14 protein-coding genes are annotated in these 15,567 nt (G+C 33.8%); 10 read left to right on the forward strand and 4 right to left on the reverse strand.

Going from position 1 to position 15,567, the window contains the following annotated elements:
• Positions 1-69 precede the first annotated feature (69 nt).
• From NCCP28_RS05380 to NCCP28_RS05415, 8 genes are all read left to right on the forward strand, one after another.
• Positions 70-825 (forward strand): transposase, encoded by a 756-nt coding sequence (locus NCCP28_RS05380; RefSeq protein WP_248560385.1) that lies wholly within the window; start codon positions 70-72, stop codon positions 823-825.
• Positions 826-1,101: 276 nt separating this feature from the next.
• Positions 1,102-2,502 carry a PTS system trehalose-specific EIIBC component gene (gene treP / locus NCCP28_RS05385; protein WP_248560386.1) on the forward strand — a complete coding sequence of 467 codons (1,401 nt, stop codon included), beginning with the start codon at positions 1,102-1,104 and terminating at the stop codon, positions 2,500-2,502.
• A 184-nt stretch (positions 2,503-2,686) separates the two neighbouring features.
• Complete coding sequence (gene treC, locus NCCP28_RS05390) at positions 2,687-4,375, forward strand: alpha,alpha-phosphotrehalase (protein ID WP_248560387.1); 1,689 nt, start codon at positions 2,687-2,689, stop codon at positions 4,373-4,375.
• 249 nt (positions 4,376-4,624) lie between these two features.
• On the forward strand, positions 4,625-5,341 hold the full coding sequence (gene treR, locus NCCP28_RS05395) for a trehalose operon repressor (RefSeq protein WP_248560388.1): 717 nt from the start codon (positions 4,625-4,627) through the stop codon (positions 5,339-5,341).
• Positions 5,342-5,683: 342 nt separating this feature from the next.
• Complete coding sequence (locus NCCP28_RS05400) at positions 5,684-6,883, forward strand: metallophosphoesterase family protein (RefSeq protein WP_248560389.1); 1,200 nt, start codon at positions 5,684-5,686, stop codon at positions 6,881-6,883.
• 10 nt (positions 6,884-6,893) lie between these two features.
• Complete coding sequence (locus NCCP28_RS05405) at positions 6,894-9,896, forward strand: ATP-binding protein (RefSeq protein WP_282579526.1); 3,003 nt, start codon at positions 6,894-6,896, stop codon at positions 9,894-9,896.
• An 89-nt stretch (positions 9,897-9,985) separates the two neighbouring features.
• Complete coding sequence (gene yhaM, locus NCCP28_RS05410; RefSeq protein WP_248560391.1) at positions 9,986-10,933, forward strand: 3'-5' exoribonuclease YhaM; 948 nt, start codon at positions 9,986-9,988, stop codon at positions 10,931-10,933.
• Between the two features lie 563 nt (positions 10,934-11,496).
• Entirely contained in the window at positions 11,497-11,691 is a 195-nt protein-coding gene (locus NCCP28_RS05415; RefSeq protein ID WP_248560392.1) for a sporulation YhaL family protein, read from the forward strand.
• A 43-nt stretch (positions 11,692-11,734) separates the two neighbouring features.
• On the opposite strand, the gene NCCP28_RS05420 is transcribed toward NCCP28_RS05415, so the two are convergent.
• Entirely contained in the window at positions 11,735-12,586 is an 852-nt protein-coding gene (locus NCCP28_RS05420; protein ID WP_248560393.1) for a peptidylprolyl isomerase, read from the reverse strand.
• A gap of 402 nt (positions 12,587-12,988) precedes the next feature.
• Here NCCP28_RS05420 and NCCP28_RS05425 point away from each other — a divergent pair, with 402 nt between their 5' ends.
• Together NCCP28_RS05425 and NCCP28_RS05430 are read left to right on the forward strand one after the other, a co-directional pair.
• Complete coding sequence (locus tag NCCP28_RS05425; RefSeq protein WP_101175170.1) at positions 12,989-13,072, forward strand: YjcZ family sporulation protein; 84 nt, start codon at positions 12,989-12,991, stop codon at positions 13,070-13,072.
• A gap of 120 nt (positions 13,073-13,192) precedes the next feature.
• On the forward strand, positions 13,193-13,282 hold the full coding sequence (locus NCCP28_RS05430) for a YjcZ family sporulation protein (RefSeq protein WP_248560394.1): 90 nt from the start codon (positions 13,193-13,195) through the stop codon (positions 13,280-13,282).
• A gap of 77 nt (positions 13,283-13,359) precedes the next feature.
• On the opposite strand, the gene NCCP28_RS05435 is transcribed toward NCCP28_RS05430, so the two are convergent.
• From NCCP28_RS05435 to NCCP28_RS05445, 3 genes are all read right to left on the reverse strand, one after another.
• On the reverse strand, positions 13,360-13,539 hold the full coding sequence (locus NCCP28_RS05435; protein ID WP_248561095.1) for a hypothetical protein: 180 nt from the start codon (positions 13,537-13,539) through the stop codon (positions 13,360-13,362).
• Positions 13,540-13,701: 162 nt separating this feature from the next.
• Positions 13,702-14,247 (reverse strand): DUF3267 domain-containing protein, encoded by a 546-nt coding sequence (locus NCCP28_RS05440; protein ID WP_248560395.1) that lies wholly within the window; start codon positions 14,245-14,247, stop codon positions 13,702-13,704.
• Positions 14,248-14,555: 308 nt separating this feature from the next.
• Positions 14,556-15,125, reverse strand: a complete 570-nt coding sequence (locus NCCP28_RS05445) for an HTH-type transcriptional regulator Hpr (RefSeq protein WP_248560396.1) — start codon at positions 15,123-15,125, stop codon at positions 14,556-14,558.
• Between the last annotated feature and the right edge of the window lie 442 nt (positions 15,126-15,567).

The following is a 15,567-nucleotide window of genomic DNA, read 5'->3' on the forward strand; positions in this document are numbered from 1 at the left end:
CTTCCTTTGACTCGCTTTTCCCGCAGGAGTCTCACGCCTTCCGTTCCAATCAACAAAGTGCCAAAATTAATGGAAAATCAATTTGTTCTTTTTTATACGATCCATCAACGTCCAACAGATACCCGGTGTTTCAAACCGCATTTAGAAGCATGGAGAAACACATCCCTGCCATTTCCTAAGAAGGTAATCGCACATGCAGGATATGGGAGTGAAGAAAACTACCTTTATTCATTAGAAGAAGAGTTCGAAGCATTTATTCCATATACTACGTTTTTAAAGGAACAAAAAAGAACATATAAAAAGGATATCCGCCATGCGAGTAATTGGGCATACGCTGAACAAAAGGATGAGTATACTTGCCCCAATAACCGTAAAGTGTTATTCAAATGTTATTCGAAGCGTACCGATAAAAGTGGATTTACTCGCGACATAAAAATCTATAAATGTGAAGACTGTTTTGAATGTCCACTGAAAATACAATGTACAAAGGGGACTGGAAATCGCCAAGTTCATTACAACCCGGTTTATGAAGAATTAAAAGAAAAAGCAAAAAGGAGCCTTTGGTCTGAATCAAATGCACAAATCTACGCTCATCGAAAAATCGAGGTAGAGAGTGTTTTTGGTCATATCAAGGGCAATCGGTTGTTCCGTGGATTTTCGCTTCGAGGCCTAGCGAAAATCCAAACGGAATTCGGCATCGTGGCCATGGCTCATAATTTCCTGAAAGTAGCTGGCCTCCGCCAGCTACTTTCAGGAAAGAGGACTAGAAACCAAAAATCAGGCGACGAAAAACAATTTGTTTTTCGTCGCCTGATTTTATTTTAGGACTTATTAGACAGCCCATTTCTGCTAATGCAAAAAGATTGTTTGAAGTGTATTCGGTGAACAGGCCAGAAAGCAACAGATTAAAACAGGCTGATTATAAGTGAAATGAAAACGCATTATTTTTTTGTTGACAACATGTATATACAAGTTTATTATAATAATATAACTTGTATATACATGTTTCGAGGAAACGTTTTAATGAAAACGCTTATCCGACAATATAGATTTATCATTAATTTAATGAATCGTTGATAAGAGCAACAGGAGGGAAAACAAATGGCTGTTGATAAAAAACAAGTCAGTGAGATTATTGAAGCAATCGGTGGAAAAGAAAACATCGCTGCTGCAACACATTGTGTTACACGACTAAGATTCGCATTAGTGGATGAAGGAAAAGTAGACAAACAAAAATTAGAATCTATTGATCTAGTAAAAGGTTCTTTTTCAACAAGTGGACAGTTTCAAGTAGTTATTGGCCAAGGAACAGTAGATAAAGCATATCAAGAATTAGTGAAGCAAACGGGCATTGGCGAAGCATCGAAAGAGGATGTAAAAAAGGCTTCCGAACAGCACTTAAATCCATTGCAGCGAGCTGTAAAAACATTGGCAGATATTTTTATTCCTATTTTGCCGGCAATTGTTACGGCCGGGTTATTAATGGGAATCAATAACCTTTTGACAGGACCAGGCATTTTCTTTGAAAAGTCAGTAGTAGAGGTTTATCCGCAGTGGGCTGATATCGCAAGCATTATTAACTTAATTGCTAATACAGCATTTACCTTTTTGCCTGGATTAATTGGCTGGTCTGCAATGACACGCTTTGGCGGCAGTCCACTGCTCGGTATTGTATTGGGCTTAATGCTAGTGCACCCTGATTTATTGAATGCATGGGGATATGGATCTGCTGAAAAGGTTCCTACTTGGAATATATTCGGTTTAGAAGTGGAGAAAGTCGGCTACCAAGGACAAGTTTTGCCAGTATTAATCGCTTCTTATGTATTGGCTAAAGTAGAAATTTTCTTAAGAAAACGCATTTCCGATTCCTTTCAAATGCTTCTTGTAGCACCAATCGCTTTATTGGTGACAGGTTTTATCTCATTTGTTGCAATTGGGCCTATAACGTTTTCTATTGGAAACGTTATTACAGATGCTGTCATTGCAGTATTTAATTTTGCACCATTCCTTGGCGGTTTGCTGTATGGAGGGTTATATGCACCACTTGTTATTACAGGAATGCATCATACATTTTTAGCAGTAGATTTACAGTTGATTGGAAACACGGGAGGAACCTTCCTATGGCCGATGGTTGCATTATCTAACATTGCCCAAGGTTCAGCAGCATTAGCTATGCTATTTGTTTTGAAAGATGAAAAGTTAAAAAGCTTATCAGTTACTTCCGCTATTTCTGCTTATTTAGGGGTTACAGAGCCAGCATTATTTGGAGTGAACTTGCGTTACCGTTATGCTTTTATATCAGCTATTACAGGATCTGCGCTTGCAGGTGCATTTATTTCTATACAAGGTGTTAAAGCGCCATCTATTGGTGTAGGAGGACTTCCTGGTTTCTTATCCATTTTCCCTGCAAATTGGGGGGCATTCTTTATTGGAATGGCAATTGTGATAATCCTTCCTTTTCTATTAACAATTGTATTTGGAAAGATGAAGAATCGAAGATAAAAAAAATAATAGAGAGTGATGCTTTCAAAGTAGGGAATCTATCTGCTTTTTAAGTATCCTTTCTTGTTTTGCAATAAAAGAACAAACGTATTCACTAAGAGAAGAATAGCTAGCTTTTTAGAATAGGAAAAATTGAAAAACTTGATGGAAAGAAAATGAAATAAATATTGGTGGTGCAAAAAGAATGGAACAATCATGGTGGCAAAAAGCAGTTGTATATCAAATTTATCCAAAAAGCTTTTATGATACAACAGGTAATGGAGTAGGCGATATTCAAGGAATTATTCAAAAGTTGGATTACTTAAAGGAATTGGGCGTTGATGTTATTTGGCTAACTCCCATATATGCATCTCCTCAAAAAGATAATGGCTATGATATTAGTGACTATTATTCCATTCACCATGAATATGGGACGATGGAAGACTTTGATGAACTGCTTGCGCAAGCACATCAAAAAAATATAAAAGTAATTATGGATATTGTAGTAAATCACACGTCAACAGATCATCAATGGTTTAAGGAAGCAGCTTCGTCAAAGGATAATCCTTATCGTGATTTCTATATTTGGCGTGATGGAAAAGAAGATGGCAGTGAACCAACTAATTGGCAGTCCAAATTTGGCGGGAATGCATGGCAATATGATGAAAAAACAAAACAATATTATTTGCATTTATTTGATGTGACACAGGCAGATCTAAACTGGGAAAATGAAGAACTTCGTCAAAAAGTATACGATATGATGAGGTTTTGGTTTGAAAAAGGGGTGGATGGCTTCCGCTTAGATGTTATTAACTTAATTTCAAAAAATCAGCAATTTTCTGATGATGATGGATCAATTGCTCCTGGGGACGGAAGAAAATTCTATACGGACGGTCCCCGTGTTCATGAATTTATTCATGAAATGAATAAAGAAGTATTTTCAAAATACGACAGCATCACTGTTGGGGAAATGTCATCTACTACGCTTGATCATTGCATTCAATATTCTAATCCGGTAAATGAAGAATTAAGCATGACTTTTAATTTCCATCATTTAAAGGTTGACTATCCAAATGGGGAAAAATGGGCGCTGGGTGAAATGGATTTTCTAAAGTTAAAGAGTATTTTATCTACATGGCAAGAGGGAATGAATAAAGGCGGAGGCTGGAATGCACTGTTTTGGTGCAATCATGATCAGCCAAGAATTGTATCCCGGTATGGGAATGATGGGGAATATCATCAGGAATCAGCTAAAATGCTTGCAACAGCCATTCATATGATGCAAGGAACACCCTATATTTATCAAGGGGAAGAATTTGGCATGACCAATCCAAATTTCACTTCTATTGGTCAATACCGTGATGTAGAGTCATTAAATATGTATCAAATTTTAAAAGCCAATGGAAAGCAGACAGAAGAAGTTCTTAAAATACTGCAGGAAAAGTCTCGAGATAATTCAAGAACGCCTGTGCAATGGAATGATTCAGAACATGCAGGCTTTACAGAAGGAATTCCTTGGATTGAAGTTGCAAGCAATTATAAAACAATCAATGCAAAAGCGGCGCTTAAAGAATCTGATTCTGTTTTTTATCATTACCAAAAACTGATTTCTTTGCGCAAAGAATATAACATTATTACAGAGGGAGATTATAAGTTATTGCTAGCTGATGATCCTCAAATATTTGCATATATTCGTTCTACAGAAACAGAAAAGTTATTAGTCATTAATAATTTTTATGAAAAAAACGCATCTTTTCAATTGCCGGACACTGTAAATTTTGATGGATTTACACAATCAATCATTCTCTCCAACTATTCTGATTCACAAGCAAATCTAAGGAATGTAGAATTGCGTCCATATGAATCGATTGTGTATCATTTAAAAAAGGCATAGAATCATTTTATAAATGCAGGGAACGTTATTTGGGAAATAATCAAAGAGCTATGGAAACAATTGTTTTCTATAGCTCTTTTCTATTTATTCTATATGGCTGTGGACACATCTTTTTTACTTATAATTGGGAGAAGTGAAATAAAGGGTAAGTTTATCGAAAAACGGAAATTAAAAACATTCCTGTTTAGACAAGAAGGAATAAACAAGGTAGAATAAAAAATAAAAATTGTCATTAATGTTGGTGAAAAGATGAAAAAAAAGTATTTAGCTATTTTTGAAGAATTAGAAGCAGCTATCTGCAGCGGGAAATATCCTGCTAATACTACCCTTCCTTCCGAAAACGAGCTGTCAGAACAATTTGAGACATCAAGAGAGACTATACGCAAGTCTCTTAATATTTTAGCTCAGAAAGGCTACATTCAAAAAATGAAAGGAAAAGGATCATTAGTGTTAGATTTGCAAAAATTGCAATTTCCGATTTCAGGCTTAGTAAGTTTTAAAGAGCTGGCAGAAAAAATGGGGCATACTTCAACTACTTTTGTAGAAAGTTTTTCAAAGCAAAAAGCAAGTCCTAGGCTGGCAAGGGAAATGCAGCTGAATCCCAATGATCTAGTTTGGAAAGTATTGCGGGTGCGAGAAATCAATAAAGAAAAAATTATTTTGGATAAAGACTATATTGTTGAAAAATGTGTTCCTGATTTAACAGTAGATATATGTAAAAATTCTATTTTTGATTATATTGAACATCATTTAAATTTAAAAATTAGTTTTGCTCGTAAAGAGTTTACAGTAGAGCAGCCCACAGAAGAAGATTATCGGCTATTGGATATGGAAGGATTTCAAGCTATTGTAGTTGTGAAAAACTACATATATTTTGACAATGCAACGCTATTTCAATACACAGAGTCAAGACACAGACCTGATAAATTTAGATTTGTAGATTTTGCAAGAAGAAGTGAATTGTGAATGAATAGGTACCAGCAATAAAATGCTATTATTTCTTATTTGCAAGTTTTTCTCCAGTATGTGAGGGAAGGGGATTTGCAGACAGAAATAAGAATGCAAAAGGATAGACAGAGCATAGTTTCTTTTGCTCATCTATCCTTTTTGTATTTTTTATTATATGTGTGGTTGGATAAATACAGCCTGATGGAGTAGGTTCTGATTGATTATTTGATTTTTAATAAACGTCAAACCTTAAACCGGCAAAAGTTCGCAAAATAACCAGTAATGTAGGAACGTGCATTCGCTTTTTTGTCATGGTAGAATAGAAACAAAAAAGTGGGCGCTCGAAAGGATGGCTATTAAATGAAAAAAGTTTCTTTTATACACTGTGCAGATTTGCATTTAGACAGTCCGGTAACAGGCTTAAGAAATGTGCCGAATTTTATCGCAAAAAGACTGCAAGAAAGTACTTTTGCTTCATTTTCAGCAATTATCGATAAAGCGATAGCTTATAAAGTGGATTTTATTATTATTGCAGGGGATATTTTTGATGGGGAAGATAGAAGCATAAAAGCGCAAATACGATTTCGCAAGGAAATGGAACGACTGCATGATCATCATATAGCAGCGTACATTATTCATGGCAATCATGATCATTTAAAGGGAAGTTGGACAAAAATAAATTTTCCGGATAATGTATATGCGTTTCCGGCTGAAGTAACTGCAAAAACTTATGAAAATGAAAATACAACTGTTCATTTATATGGTTTCAGCTATGAATCCAGGCATATAATGGAACGCAAAATAGCTGATTATAAAAGGAAAGAGGATGGCGATTATCATATTGGCATCTTGCATGGGAATCTGGAAGGGGCAAGTGGCCATAGCCCATATGCTCCATTTTCCATACAAGAATTAACAGCTAAACAAATGGACTATTGGGCGCTTGGCCATATACATAAACGAGCAATATTAACTGATGAACCTTTGATTATTTATCCTGGAAATATCCAAGGAAGACATAAAAAAGAAACAGGAGAAAAAGGCGCATATCTTATCCACTTAAGTGAAATGGGAACAATGGCGGAATTTTTTCCCACTGCGCCTATTGTTTGGAGAACGGTTATCATTCATGCAAAGGATATTCATACATTTGATGAACTTTTGCTTTTGGTTAATCAAAGGATTGAGGAAGAAAAAAAAGCAGGAATATCATTGATTCTTTTTCTAGAAATACATCAATTAATGATAGCTGAGGATATCGAGGCAATGGAATTATTGGAGATCCTGCAACAAGAAGCAGCAGAGGAAGATGAATTTATATGGGTGGCTGCAGTAAAATATCAGGAAAATAAAGAATGGATAAAAGATAATTTGGTAAATGAATCGGAGTTTTATAAAGAGCTATTTGCTGCTGCAAATGATTTGCAAAATGTAGAAAAAGCATTAGAAGCACTTTATAATCATCCTGCTGCTCACCGCTATCTGCCAAAATTAACAGATGAAGAAAAAAAAGAACTGGCAATCGAGTCAGAAGATCTGCTTATTAAACTGCTTTATTAAATGTTAAGAGGTGAAGAAACTGTATATTCAATCGATTACAATATATGGATATGGAAAGTTGGAAAATGCATCGTGGTCGCTTAAACATTCCACCCAAGTATTTTATGGTGAAAATGAAGCAGGAAAATCTACAATTATGAGCTTTATCCATAGCATCCTTTTTGGTTTTCCAACTAAACAGCAAACAGAACTAAGATATGAGCCGAAAACTCAACATAAATATGGCGGGCAGCTAATTGTGTTCTTTCCAAAACATGGAACAGCAACAATTGAGCGTGTAAAAGGAAAAGCCAGCGGTGATGTTACGGTAGTGATGGAGAATGGCAGAAGGGGACAAGAAGAGCTATTGGCAGAACTGCTGCAAGGAATAGATAAACAAGCATATCAATCTATTTTTTCATTTAACTTGTTTGGATTGCAGAATGCTCATCAACTAAAAAGTGCAGAATTGGGACGTTTTTTATTTTCTACTGGGGCGGTTGGATCAGACCGCTTATTGGAGGCGGAAAATGAACTGCAGAAAGAACTAGACAGTCGTTTTCGTCCAGGGGGGAAAAAGCCGCTGCTGAATAATAAAATAAAACAATTAAAAGAGAAATACCAACAGTTAAAAATTGCAGAGAAAAAAAATAGCACATATGAACAGCTTGTGCATGAACGAAAACAAATGCAAGAGAGGCTAAAGGAATCAGGGGAAAGCCAAAAAAGCTTAGAAAAGGAAATGCAAAATTTGCAAGAATGGATAAAATTGCAGCCATTAGTAAAAGAAAAAGAAATGGTGGAGGAGAGTTTATCTGCTTATAAAGATATATCATTTCCGATAGATGGGCTAATAAGGTGGGAAAGAGTGAAAGAAAAGCTGCTCTCTATTGAAAGTGCGAGGCAGAATGTTGAAATAAAGGCAGCAAAAATAAAAGAAGCCCAAGATCGCTTGGCGCCCAATCATTTATTGCTCAATAAAGAAACGGAAATAATGCAAGTGTTAGAGAAACTTCCTTTATTAGACCAATGGAAAAGCAGGCAGATGCTGATAGCCAGTCAATTAGATGCCATAAATCAAGAAATCATGGAGCTGGAAGAAAAACTTTATGTGTCGGAAGAAAAAGAGTTGATTGAAAGCAATACAAGTATATTTTTGAAAGAACAATGTAAAAATGCAAGTTCCAAACAAAGAAGATTACTGGAAAAAAAAGCAGAACTCGATAATCAATATAATGAAGAACAAACATTGTTAAATAATCTAGAACAGCAAATAGATGTATTAAAGAATAAATTGTTATCATCGGAAAAAAGAACAAAATTAGAAAAAAAAGTTAATTCTGTTCAATTCCATTCTCTTTATCAGCAACAGGTAGATTCCCTTAAAAAAGCAGAACTAGAGATTGGACAACTAATAGATAAAAATAATAAAAAAAAGCGACAAGATGTGATTCAATGGGGACTATTTACAATATTTTTGGTTTTGGCAGCATTATGGGGATTTTTTAAGGAAGAATTATTTTTTGCTGTGATAGGTGGAATGGCAACAATTATGGGAGTATTGTTCCTGTTTCGTTCCATGCAGCAAACTAAATCGGAAAATGCAAGATTGCAGGTTAAGGTAGAAGAAATTGCAAAAAATAAGAATGGAATTAAGAAGGCAAAAGAGGAAGGAGATACATCTGATCTTTCCTATGCAGTGGAAAAGCTGAAAGAAGACGATGAATATAAGGAAAAATATAAGATGTATAAAATGCAGCTAGAACAGCAAAATGAGCGATATGAAAAAGTGCTGCGCGATTTTGAAAAATGGGAATATGAATATCACCAGAATATAACAGAGCTAATGAAATTAACAAATGAACTGCATATTTCCAAGGAATTTGCTAGTCCCTTTATATATGATGCTTTTTTATTAATTGAAGAGTGGAAAAAGAAAAAAAGAGAAAAAAATGCGTTATTGGAAGAGTGGAATCTATTAGAAGCAGATGGAAAGAAATTAGCAGAGAAAATAGGTTTGTTTTATAAAAAGTTTTTAAAAGAACCTGCAAAAGATATTCAAGCTATGTGTTTTCATTTAAAGGGGTTTATTAAAGAAGAAAATGAAAAAAGAGTTCGTTATAGTGAAAATATTAGGAAGTTGGATGAATATAAAAAAGATATAGAAGGATATAATGGAGAATTACAAGTTTATATAGTTGAAAAAGAGCAATTATTTAAGCAGGCAGAGGCAAAATGTGAAGAAGACTTTCGACAAATGGGGCATAAGGAGGAAGAGAAGAAACAATATAAGGCAAGCCTTGCATCTATTAAAGTACAGATAGATAGGACTCGGATGCAGCCTGATAAAATAAAAAAATTTATGCAGATAGAGGATATAACGGCGGAATTACAGGCGGCAAAAAAGCAGGTAGAGGAATTATCTCAACAGCAGAAGCGATGGATGGAACATATAGCAGCATTGAATTTTGATATTGAGAAGCTTGAGGCAGGGGGAACCTATACCGACATTTTGCATTCTTATAAGCAATTAAAAACAGAGTTTGAGGAAGATGCAAAAGAATGGGGGAAATATGCTGTTGCCAAACAGCTTTTATCCAATACAGTCAAACAGTATAAGAGTAAGCATCTGCCTAAAATGCTGCAAAAAGCGGAAGAGCATTTTACTTTTTTAACAGAGGGAAAGTATATTCGGATTATTCCCCATGATGATGGAGCTGGGTTTTTAGTAGAAAGCAAAGAGCACCTATTTTTTGAGGCAAACGAGTTAAGTCAAGGAACGGCAGAACAACTATATGTTTCTATTCGCTTGGCACTTGTAAATACATTTTATGCAAAATATGAAATGCCTCTTATTATCGATGACGGTTTTGTTAATTTTGATGAAAAACGAACAAGCAGAATGATACAGCTGTTAAAAAAACTTCAGCAAAATCAACTGTTGATTTTTACCTGTCATCCACATATTGCTGCCTATTTTTCAGCGGAAGAAGTTTTTTCATTCACTTCAAAGCCGATTATTTCAGAGCAGTAGTGAGTAGGTTTTCATGTTATACTTACTAATATTGTAGATAAAAGTAAATAGTTGGTTTAATATACCAAAAAGAAAAGGAGAGAAAGCTTTTGAATAAAAAGGGAATTCTTCATTACGAAGTTGGGGAACAAATACAAGTGTATTTGCTAATTAAAAGTGCAACAAAAGCAGTTGCCAGCAATGGCAAACCATTCTTAACCCTTATCTTTCAAGATAAGAGTGGGGAAATTGAAGCAAAGCTTTGGGATGCTACTGATTCGGATGAGCAAAATTATCGTCCACAGACGATTGTAAAAATAATTGGCGATATTCAAAATTATAGAGGGAGACTGCAATTAAGGATACGACAAATTAAGCCGACAACAAGTGAAGACAATGTTCGATTGGCAGAATTTTTGGAAACTGCTCCCTTAACACAAGAAGCAATGCTTGAGAAAATTACTCAATACATATTTGAAATGAATAATTCAAATATACAGCGCATAACAAGACATTTAGTAAAAAAATATCAACAAGCTTTTCTTGAATATCCTGCCGCAACCAAAAATCATCATGAGTTTGTATCTGGTTTGGCTTATCATGTTGTCAGCATGTTAGATTTGGCAAAATCCATTGCTAATTTGTATCCGAGCTTAGATACAGATCTTTTGTATGGAGGAATTATTTTACATGATTTAGGAAAAGTAATGGAGCTTTCTGGGCCAATTTCCACAGTGTATACGGTAGAAGGCAATTTATTAGGCCATATTACTATTATGGTAAATGAAATCGGTAAAGCGGCCGATGAATTGCAAATTCAAGGAGAAGAAGTGATGCTCCTTCAGCATATCGTTTTGTCTCATCATGGAAAAGCAGAATGGGGAAGTCCAAAAGCACCGCTAATTAAAGAAGCAGAAATTATTCATTATATTGATAATTTAGATGCGAAAATGAATATGCTGGATCGGGCAATGGAAAGAGTGAAGCCAGGAGAGTTTTCAGAGCGCATTTTCCCATTAGAGAATCGTTCCTTTTATAAACCGACTTTTCATAAATAGTACCTAATAATAAATATACAAGAATATCAAAAGGAGCCATCCAATACATCGATTTTTGGTCTATTGGATGACTCCTTTTTGGTTTCGGTAATACTGATATATCAATATTTGCACTTTTAAATTTTTTATCACGCATTAACGGACTTTTAGTCTCCACCTATGGGATGATAAAAGCGAAACTTCAATCTAGGTGGGCAGAAACTTGCTCTTCCTCACTGATTGAAGTTTTGCTTATTGAGTAAGCTTTTCATTTTTCAATATAAAATAGTCCAAGCATTTGTTATAGAAAGGGAATTTAATCATCTGGCAAAGGTCATAGCACTTTTATATATTCTAAAAAGAGCAATGATAACAGAAATATCTCTTTCAGTGCAAAAAGTTTTTTAAGCCGATTTCCAGCTGCGGATGCCTTAAAGTGTTTGAATATATATTCTTGATTTCTAATGGAAGTGCCCTTTTGGAGAGAGCCTCTCGACTTTTTTCTAATGGCATAATCTATTTTTTCTAGCATATGATGTAGTAGATAAATGATATGGAAAGAAGAAGAGAAGGGAGCAGTTTATATGGATATTCCAATGTGGATTTTATTTGTGTTTGGCGGGATTGTTATAAGTGCATTTATGGCAGTAAAAACAGGGCGGGAAGATAGAAAGATGGAAAATGAAATAATAGAAAGAGAAGGCGAAGTATATATGCATCGCTTAGAAAAGGAAAAAGAACAAAGGAAAGACAAGCCGCAGGGGAGAAGTATTGGATAATAATAAAGCAGCCTAGGAGTTTTATTCTAGGCTGCTTTATTCATTAATTTGAAGTATCCAGCAATGCTTTTAAATCTTTATCTTTAATAGAAACATCCGCTTCTTTTAGTTCTTTTGCCATTGCTTTATTAATATCTTCAGTTGTCAGTTTGGATACTTTTAATTTATATTCCATTTCATCTTTTACATCTTCATATTTTTCTTTTTCTTTTTTATCTGTTACTTGAATAATTTCGTAGCCGTTAGTTGTTTTAACTGGATCGCTGATAGCATCTACTTTCAATTTGAATGCTGCCTTTTCAAAGTCTTCATCTTTTGTGCCTGGACTAATCCAGCCTAAGTCTCCGTCTTTTGATGCAGTTGCAGTATCGGTGGAATATTTTTTCGCTACAGTTGCAAATTTTTCTCCATTATCCAGCTTTTTCTTTACTTCTTTTGCTGTTTTTTCATCTGCCACTAAAATATGGCGGACCTTAATATCTGGCTGATAGTCTTCGTAGTATGCTTTTATTTCTTTGTCTGTCACTTTAATATTTTTTACAGCAGCCTTTTGCTGAAGCAGGCCTGTTTTAAACATGGTTCGCAAATCTTCTTCACTATTATAGCCATATTGTTGAATGGCTGTTAAGAAGTTATCGCCATATTGACTTTTAATTTTATTTACTTCTTCATCAATTTCTTTATCTGAAACTTTATATTTCTCTGCGAGCACTTTCTCATAAATCATTGGTTGAAGGGTCGATGCACCGTATTTTTCTTTCATTGCATCATAAAGCTGCTCTTTTGTTATTTCACCAGCATCTGACTTTACGATAGCTTCAGAGTCGTCATTGCTGCATGCACTTAGAGAAATTACTCCAGCAGCTAAAGTGAGGGATAGTATCCATTTTTTCAAGTTAAACACTCCTATGTTAGTTTTTCCTTCTCGACAATGCTAACTATAACATAATTGGTAAAAAGAACAAAAAATAAATGGCAAGAGGAAGTGGGAAAAATGTGCTGTCCGAAATGACAAATGAAAAAATAGGTATATGTCCTGTTCCGTTTTTGGGTCGAATACATATGATACATTGAGCTTGAAAAAAGGAAGTGCCTTTCTAAAAGCTTGATTGTGGCATTGTTGCAAAATAAGGAAAGATGACAAGAAAAAGCACTTTGCTGCTTTTTCTTTAGTGGTCTTATTATTCAGTTTGAATAGTTAAAATAAATCTTTATTGTGCAACATTGTTTACGTATTATAGCGATCCCATATTTTATTGAATCTGAAATGGTAGCTCCCTTAAAAGGAGGTGTTACTATGGGTCACGCATACGGCGGTGGATTTGCATTAATCGTAGTATTGTTCATCTTATTAGTTATCGTAGGTGCTGCATGGCTTTAATTTCTGCTAACTATTACAAATAAATAGTTTTAAGCAATGAGACAGTTTGTCTGTAATGGGAGAAGTCTAATGGAGCAGCATGCAAAATAAGCATTCAATCAATAGAAAGGAGGAGATTTCATGTCAGGAGCAGGCGTATACGGTGGCGGATTTGCTTTATTAGTAGTTCTTTTCATCTTATTAATCATCATTGGGGCATCTTGGTTATAAGATGAACTGCTTAAAAAAAAGATAAAAGAGGCAAAGTGGCCTCTTTTATCTTTTTTAGTTTTATATATCCTCGGCAATTAATTAAAAAGGATATCAACATAGGAAGAAATCAAAAGAATGGTAATTAGAACATTGATGGTTCGAAACACCTTTGGCTGTTTTTCTTCGGGAATCTCTTTTTGTAAACATAAAGCAGTGGTCATTCTATTAATATTATATAATATTAATATAGCTAGGATAATAAAAATGGAGATCATCATTGATTCCCTCCTTATAAACAGTAGTATTATATGTTATTTACATTATCAAATTACTGGATAAAAAGATAGTATAAACTCTTATTAATTGTACAGTTGTCTCTACTTTTGACTTTAAATAGTATATGATGCTGCATCATGCATTAGAATGATGAATAGCAATTAGGATGCTTTATTAATAAGAATTTCAAAGCCATCTTCATTTTCTTCGACAAAACATTGATTCGGTGCTTTCCAAAGATTTTTCATACGGATGAAATCTGGAACACACATTCCAAAATGATAGGCGAATAAAATCAAAAAATAATGAACATAATGTGTAAAAAGAAAACAACAACCAATAAATACTGCATTTAATACAATAACGGGTGTAATAGACGCTATTACGAAGTTCCACTTTTTTATAGGCTCTTGTGCGCGAAAATAAATAACAGGAAAAAAATGGTAGTTGATATAAACTATTTTTTTTACTTTTTTTCCTAATGGAATCATTGGCAAGTAATGAAGTAATTTATGGGCTGGATAAGTTATTGCTATACATAATAAAAAAAGTGAAAAATAATTATCATTTAGTCTGTTTTGACTGAAGTAAGCAGTAAATGGTACATATAGAAAAAGAAATGTAATCAGCATTGTAAGGGAAGAAATAATAAAAAGGCGTTGCATGCCATATTGTTTTTGTAGATTAATTGTCTTCCAACAGTTCATTTAATAACCTCCAAAAGGAGAAATTTAGAAATTTTTCTCAACTCACTTTGATACTTTACGATGAAAAGAGCAAAAAATCAATAGGGGAAATGAAGTTTTTTTATTAAATGCTGAGGGCAAAGGAGTTTAAGCGAATGCTAAATAGCCAAAAACAGAGCTGCATAAAAAACAAAGGCGTTTATAGCAGTTAAACACAAGCAAGGAGGACTTGCATTCAGCAAATATAAAAAGGCAAAAGAAATTTTTCTTTTGCCTTTTTATAGTCCTTTGTCTCTCTATCTTTTTATATTTTTTGTTTTTTAGCTGACTCAATCTACAGGAACAGGATCTTTTGGTCTAAGTTGTCCATTTACTTCTGAAAAGGATTCTTCAATATTAGCAAAAGAATTTTCGAAAATCTCCATAAAATTATCTCCATAAATATGTTTTACAATTGTCATCATTTCCATCATTTCTGGGAATTTTCCATATAAATCCTTAATTGGAAGTGCAGCGGAAAAGGCAGCACTATTATTAGGATTATACTCGGACATGATGCTTAAAAACATTGATTCGCCTTTTTCTGTTAAATAAATATACGTGTTTCTTTTATCATTTTCTTTTTTTGAAAATTCCAAAAGACCTCTTTCTTCTAACTTTTTGGAAAAGTTAAATGCCGTAGAAACATGCATTACTCCAAAATTGGCTACATCAGAAATAGAAGCGCCATTTAATTGGTATGCAATCGATAATATGTGATGCTCATTGATGTTTAAATCATAAGGCTTAATCCAAGATTGCCAATCTTTTTCAACAGATTTCCAAAGGGCTTTACTAAGTTGTCCGATTCGTTGAGTAAATAATAATGCTTCCTTCACTGAGTATTGTTTATCATTCATCTCCAATTCCACCTACTTTTCTATTGTCTATAATCATTATGCCAATAAAACAAAAATTAATAAAGATAAAAATAAACAAAATTTTTAGAAATAAGAATATTTTTTTAGGAAAGCGTTTACTTTGAATATTTATGTTTATTTTTCTATAAAAATTCAAAAATGAATTTTAAAAAATAGGAATAAATGGGTAATCTATATTGGGAGGAAAAGATATTTTATCGAATTTGTTATAAGAAAATGAAAAAATGCTTTTTTAATCAGAGGACACTTTAATAAAGTAAAGTTAATTATTTGTAATATCTAAATATTTTTAAAAGAATGAAATTTATATTTTATAAGAGTGCTTAGATAATTTATATTTTTTTTATATGTTAATTTTATTGAAAAAAAATAACAGTAATTGGAATAATATTATATGTAAATAGGATTTTTTAAAAATATT

Source organism: Niallia sp. NCCP-28 (assembly GCF_023168165.1).
Taxonomy (GTDB): Bacteria; Bacillota; Bacilli; order Bacillales; family Cytobacillaceae; genus Niallia.

Excerpts from the sequence above, each read along its gene's own strand:
- NCCP28_RS05380 (WP_248560385.1), top strand. The coding sequence starts at position 70 with ATGGAAAATCAATTTGTTCTTTTTTATACGATCCATCAACGTCCAACA.
- treP (WP_248560386.1), top strand. The coding sequence starts at position 1,102 with ATGGCTGTTGATAAAAAACAAGTCAGTGAGATTATTGAAGCAATCGGT.
- treC (WP_248560387.1), top strand. The coding sequence starts at position 2,687 with ATGGAACAATCATGGTGGCAAAAAGCAGTTGTATATCAAATTTATCCA.
- treR (WP_248560388.1), top strand. The coding sequence starts at position 4,625 with ATGAAAAAAAAGTATTTAGCTATTTTTGAAGAATTAGAAGCAGCTATC.
- NCCP28_RS05400 (WP_248560389.1), top strand. The coding sequence starts at position 5,684 with ATGAAAAAAGTTTCTTTTATACACTGTGCAGATTTGCATTTAGACAGT.
- NCCP28_RS05415 (WP_248560392.1), top strand. The coding sequence starts at position 11,497 with ATGGATATTCCAATGTGGATTTTATTTGTGTTTGGCGGGATTGTTATA.
- NCCP28_RS05425 (WP_101175170.1), top strand. The coding sequence starts at position 12,989 with ATGGGTCACGCATACGGCGGTGGATTTGCATTAATCGTAGTATTGTTC.
- NCCP28_RS05430 (WP_248560394.1), top strand. The coding sequence starts at position 13,193 with ATGTCAGGAGCAGGCGTATACGGTGGCGGATTTGCTTTATTAGTAGTT.
- NCCP28_RS05435 (WP_248561095.1), bottom strand. The coding sequence starts at position 13,539 with ATGATCTCCATTTTTATTATCCTAGCTATATTAATATTATATAATATT.
- NCCP28_RS05440 (WP_248560395.1), bottom strand. The coding sequence starts at position 14,247 with ATGAACTGTTGGAAGACAATTAATCTACAAAAACAATATGGCATGCAA.
- NCCP28_RS05445 (WP_248560396.1), bottom strand. The coding sequence starts at position 15,125 with ATGAATGATAAACAATACTCAGTGAAGGAAGCATTATTATTTACTCAA.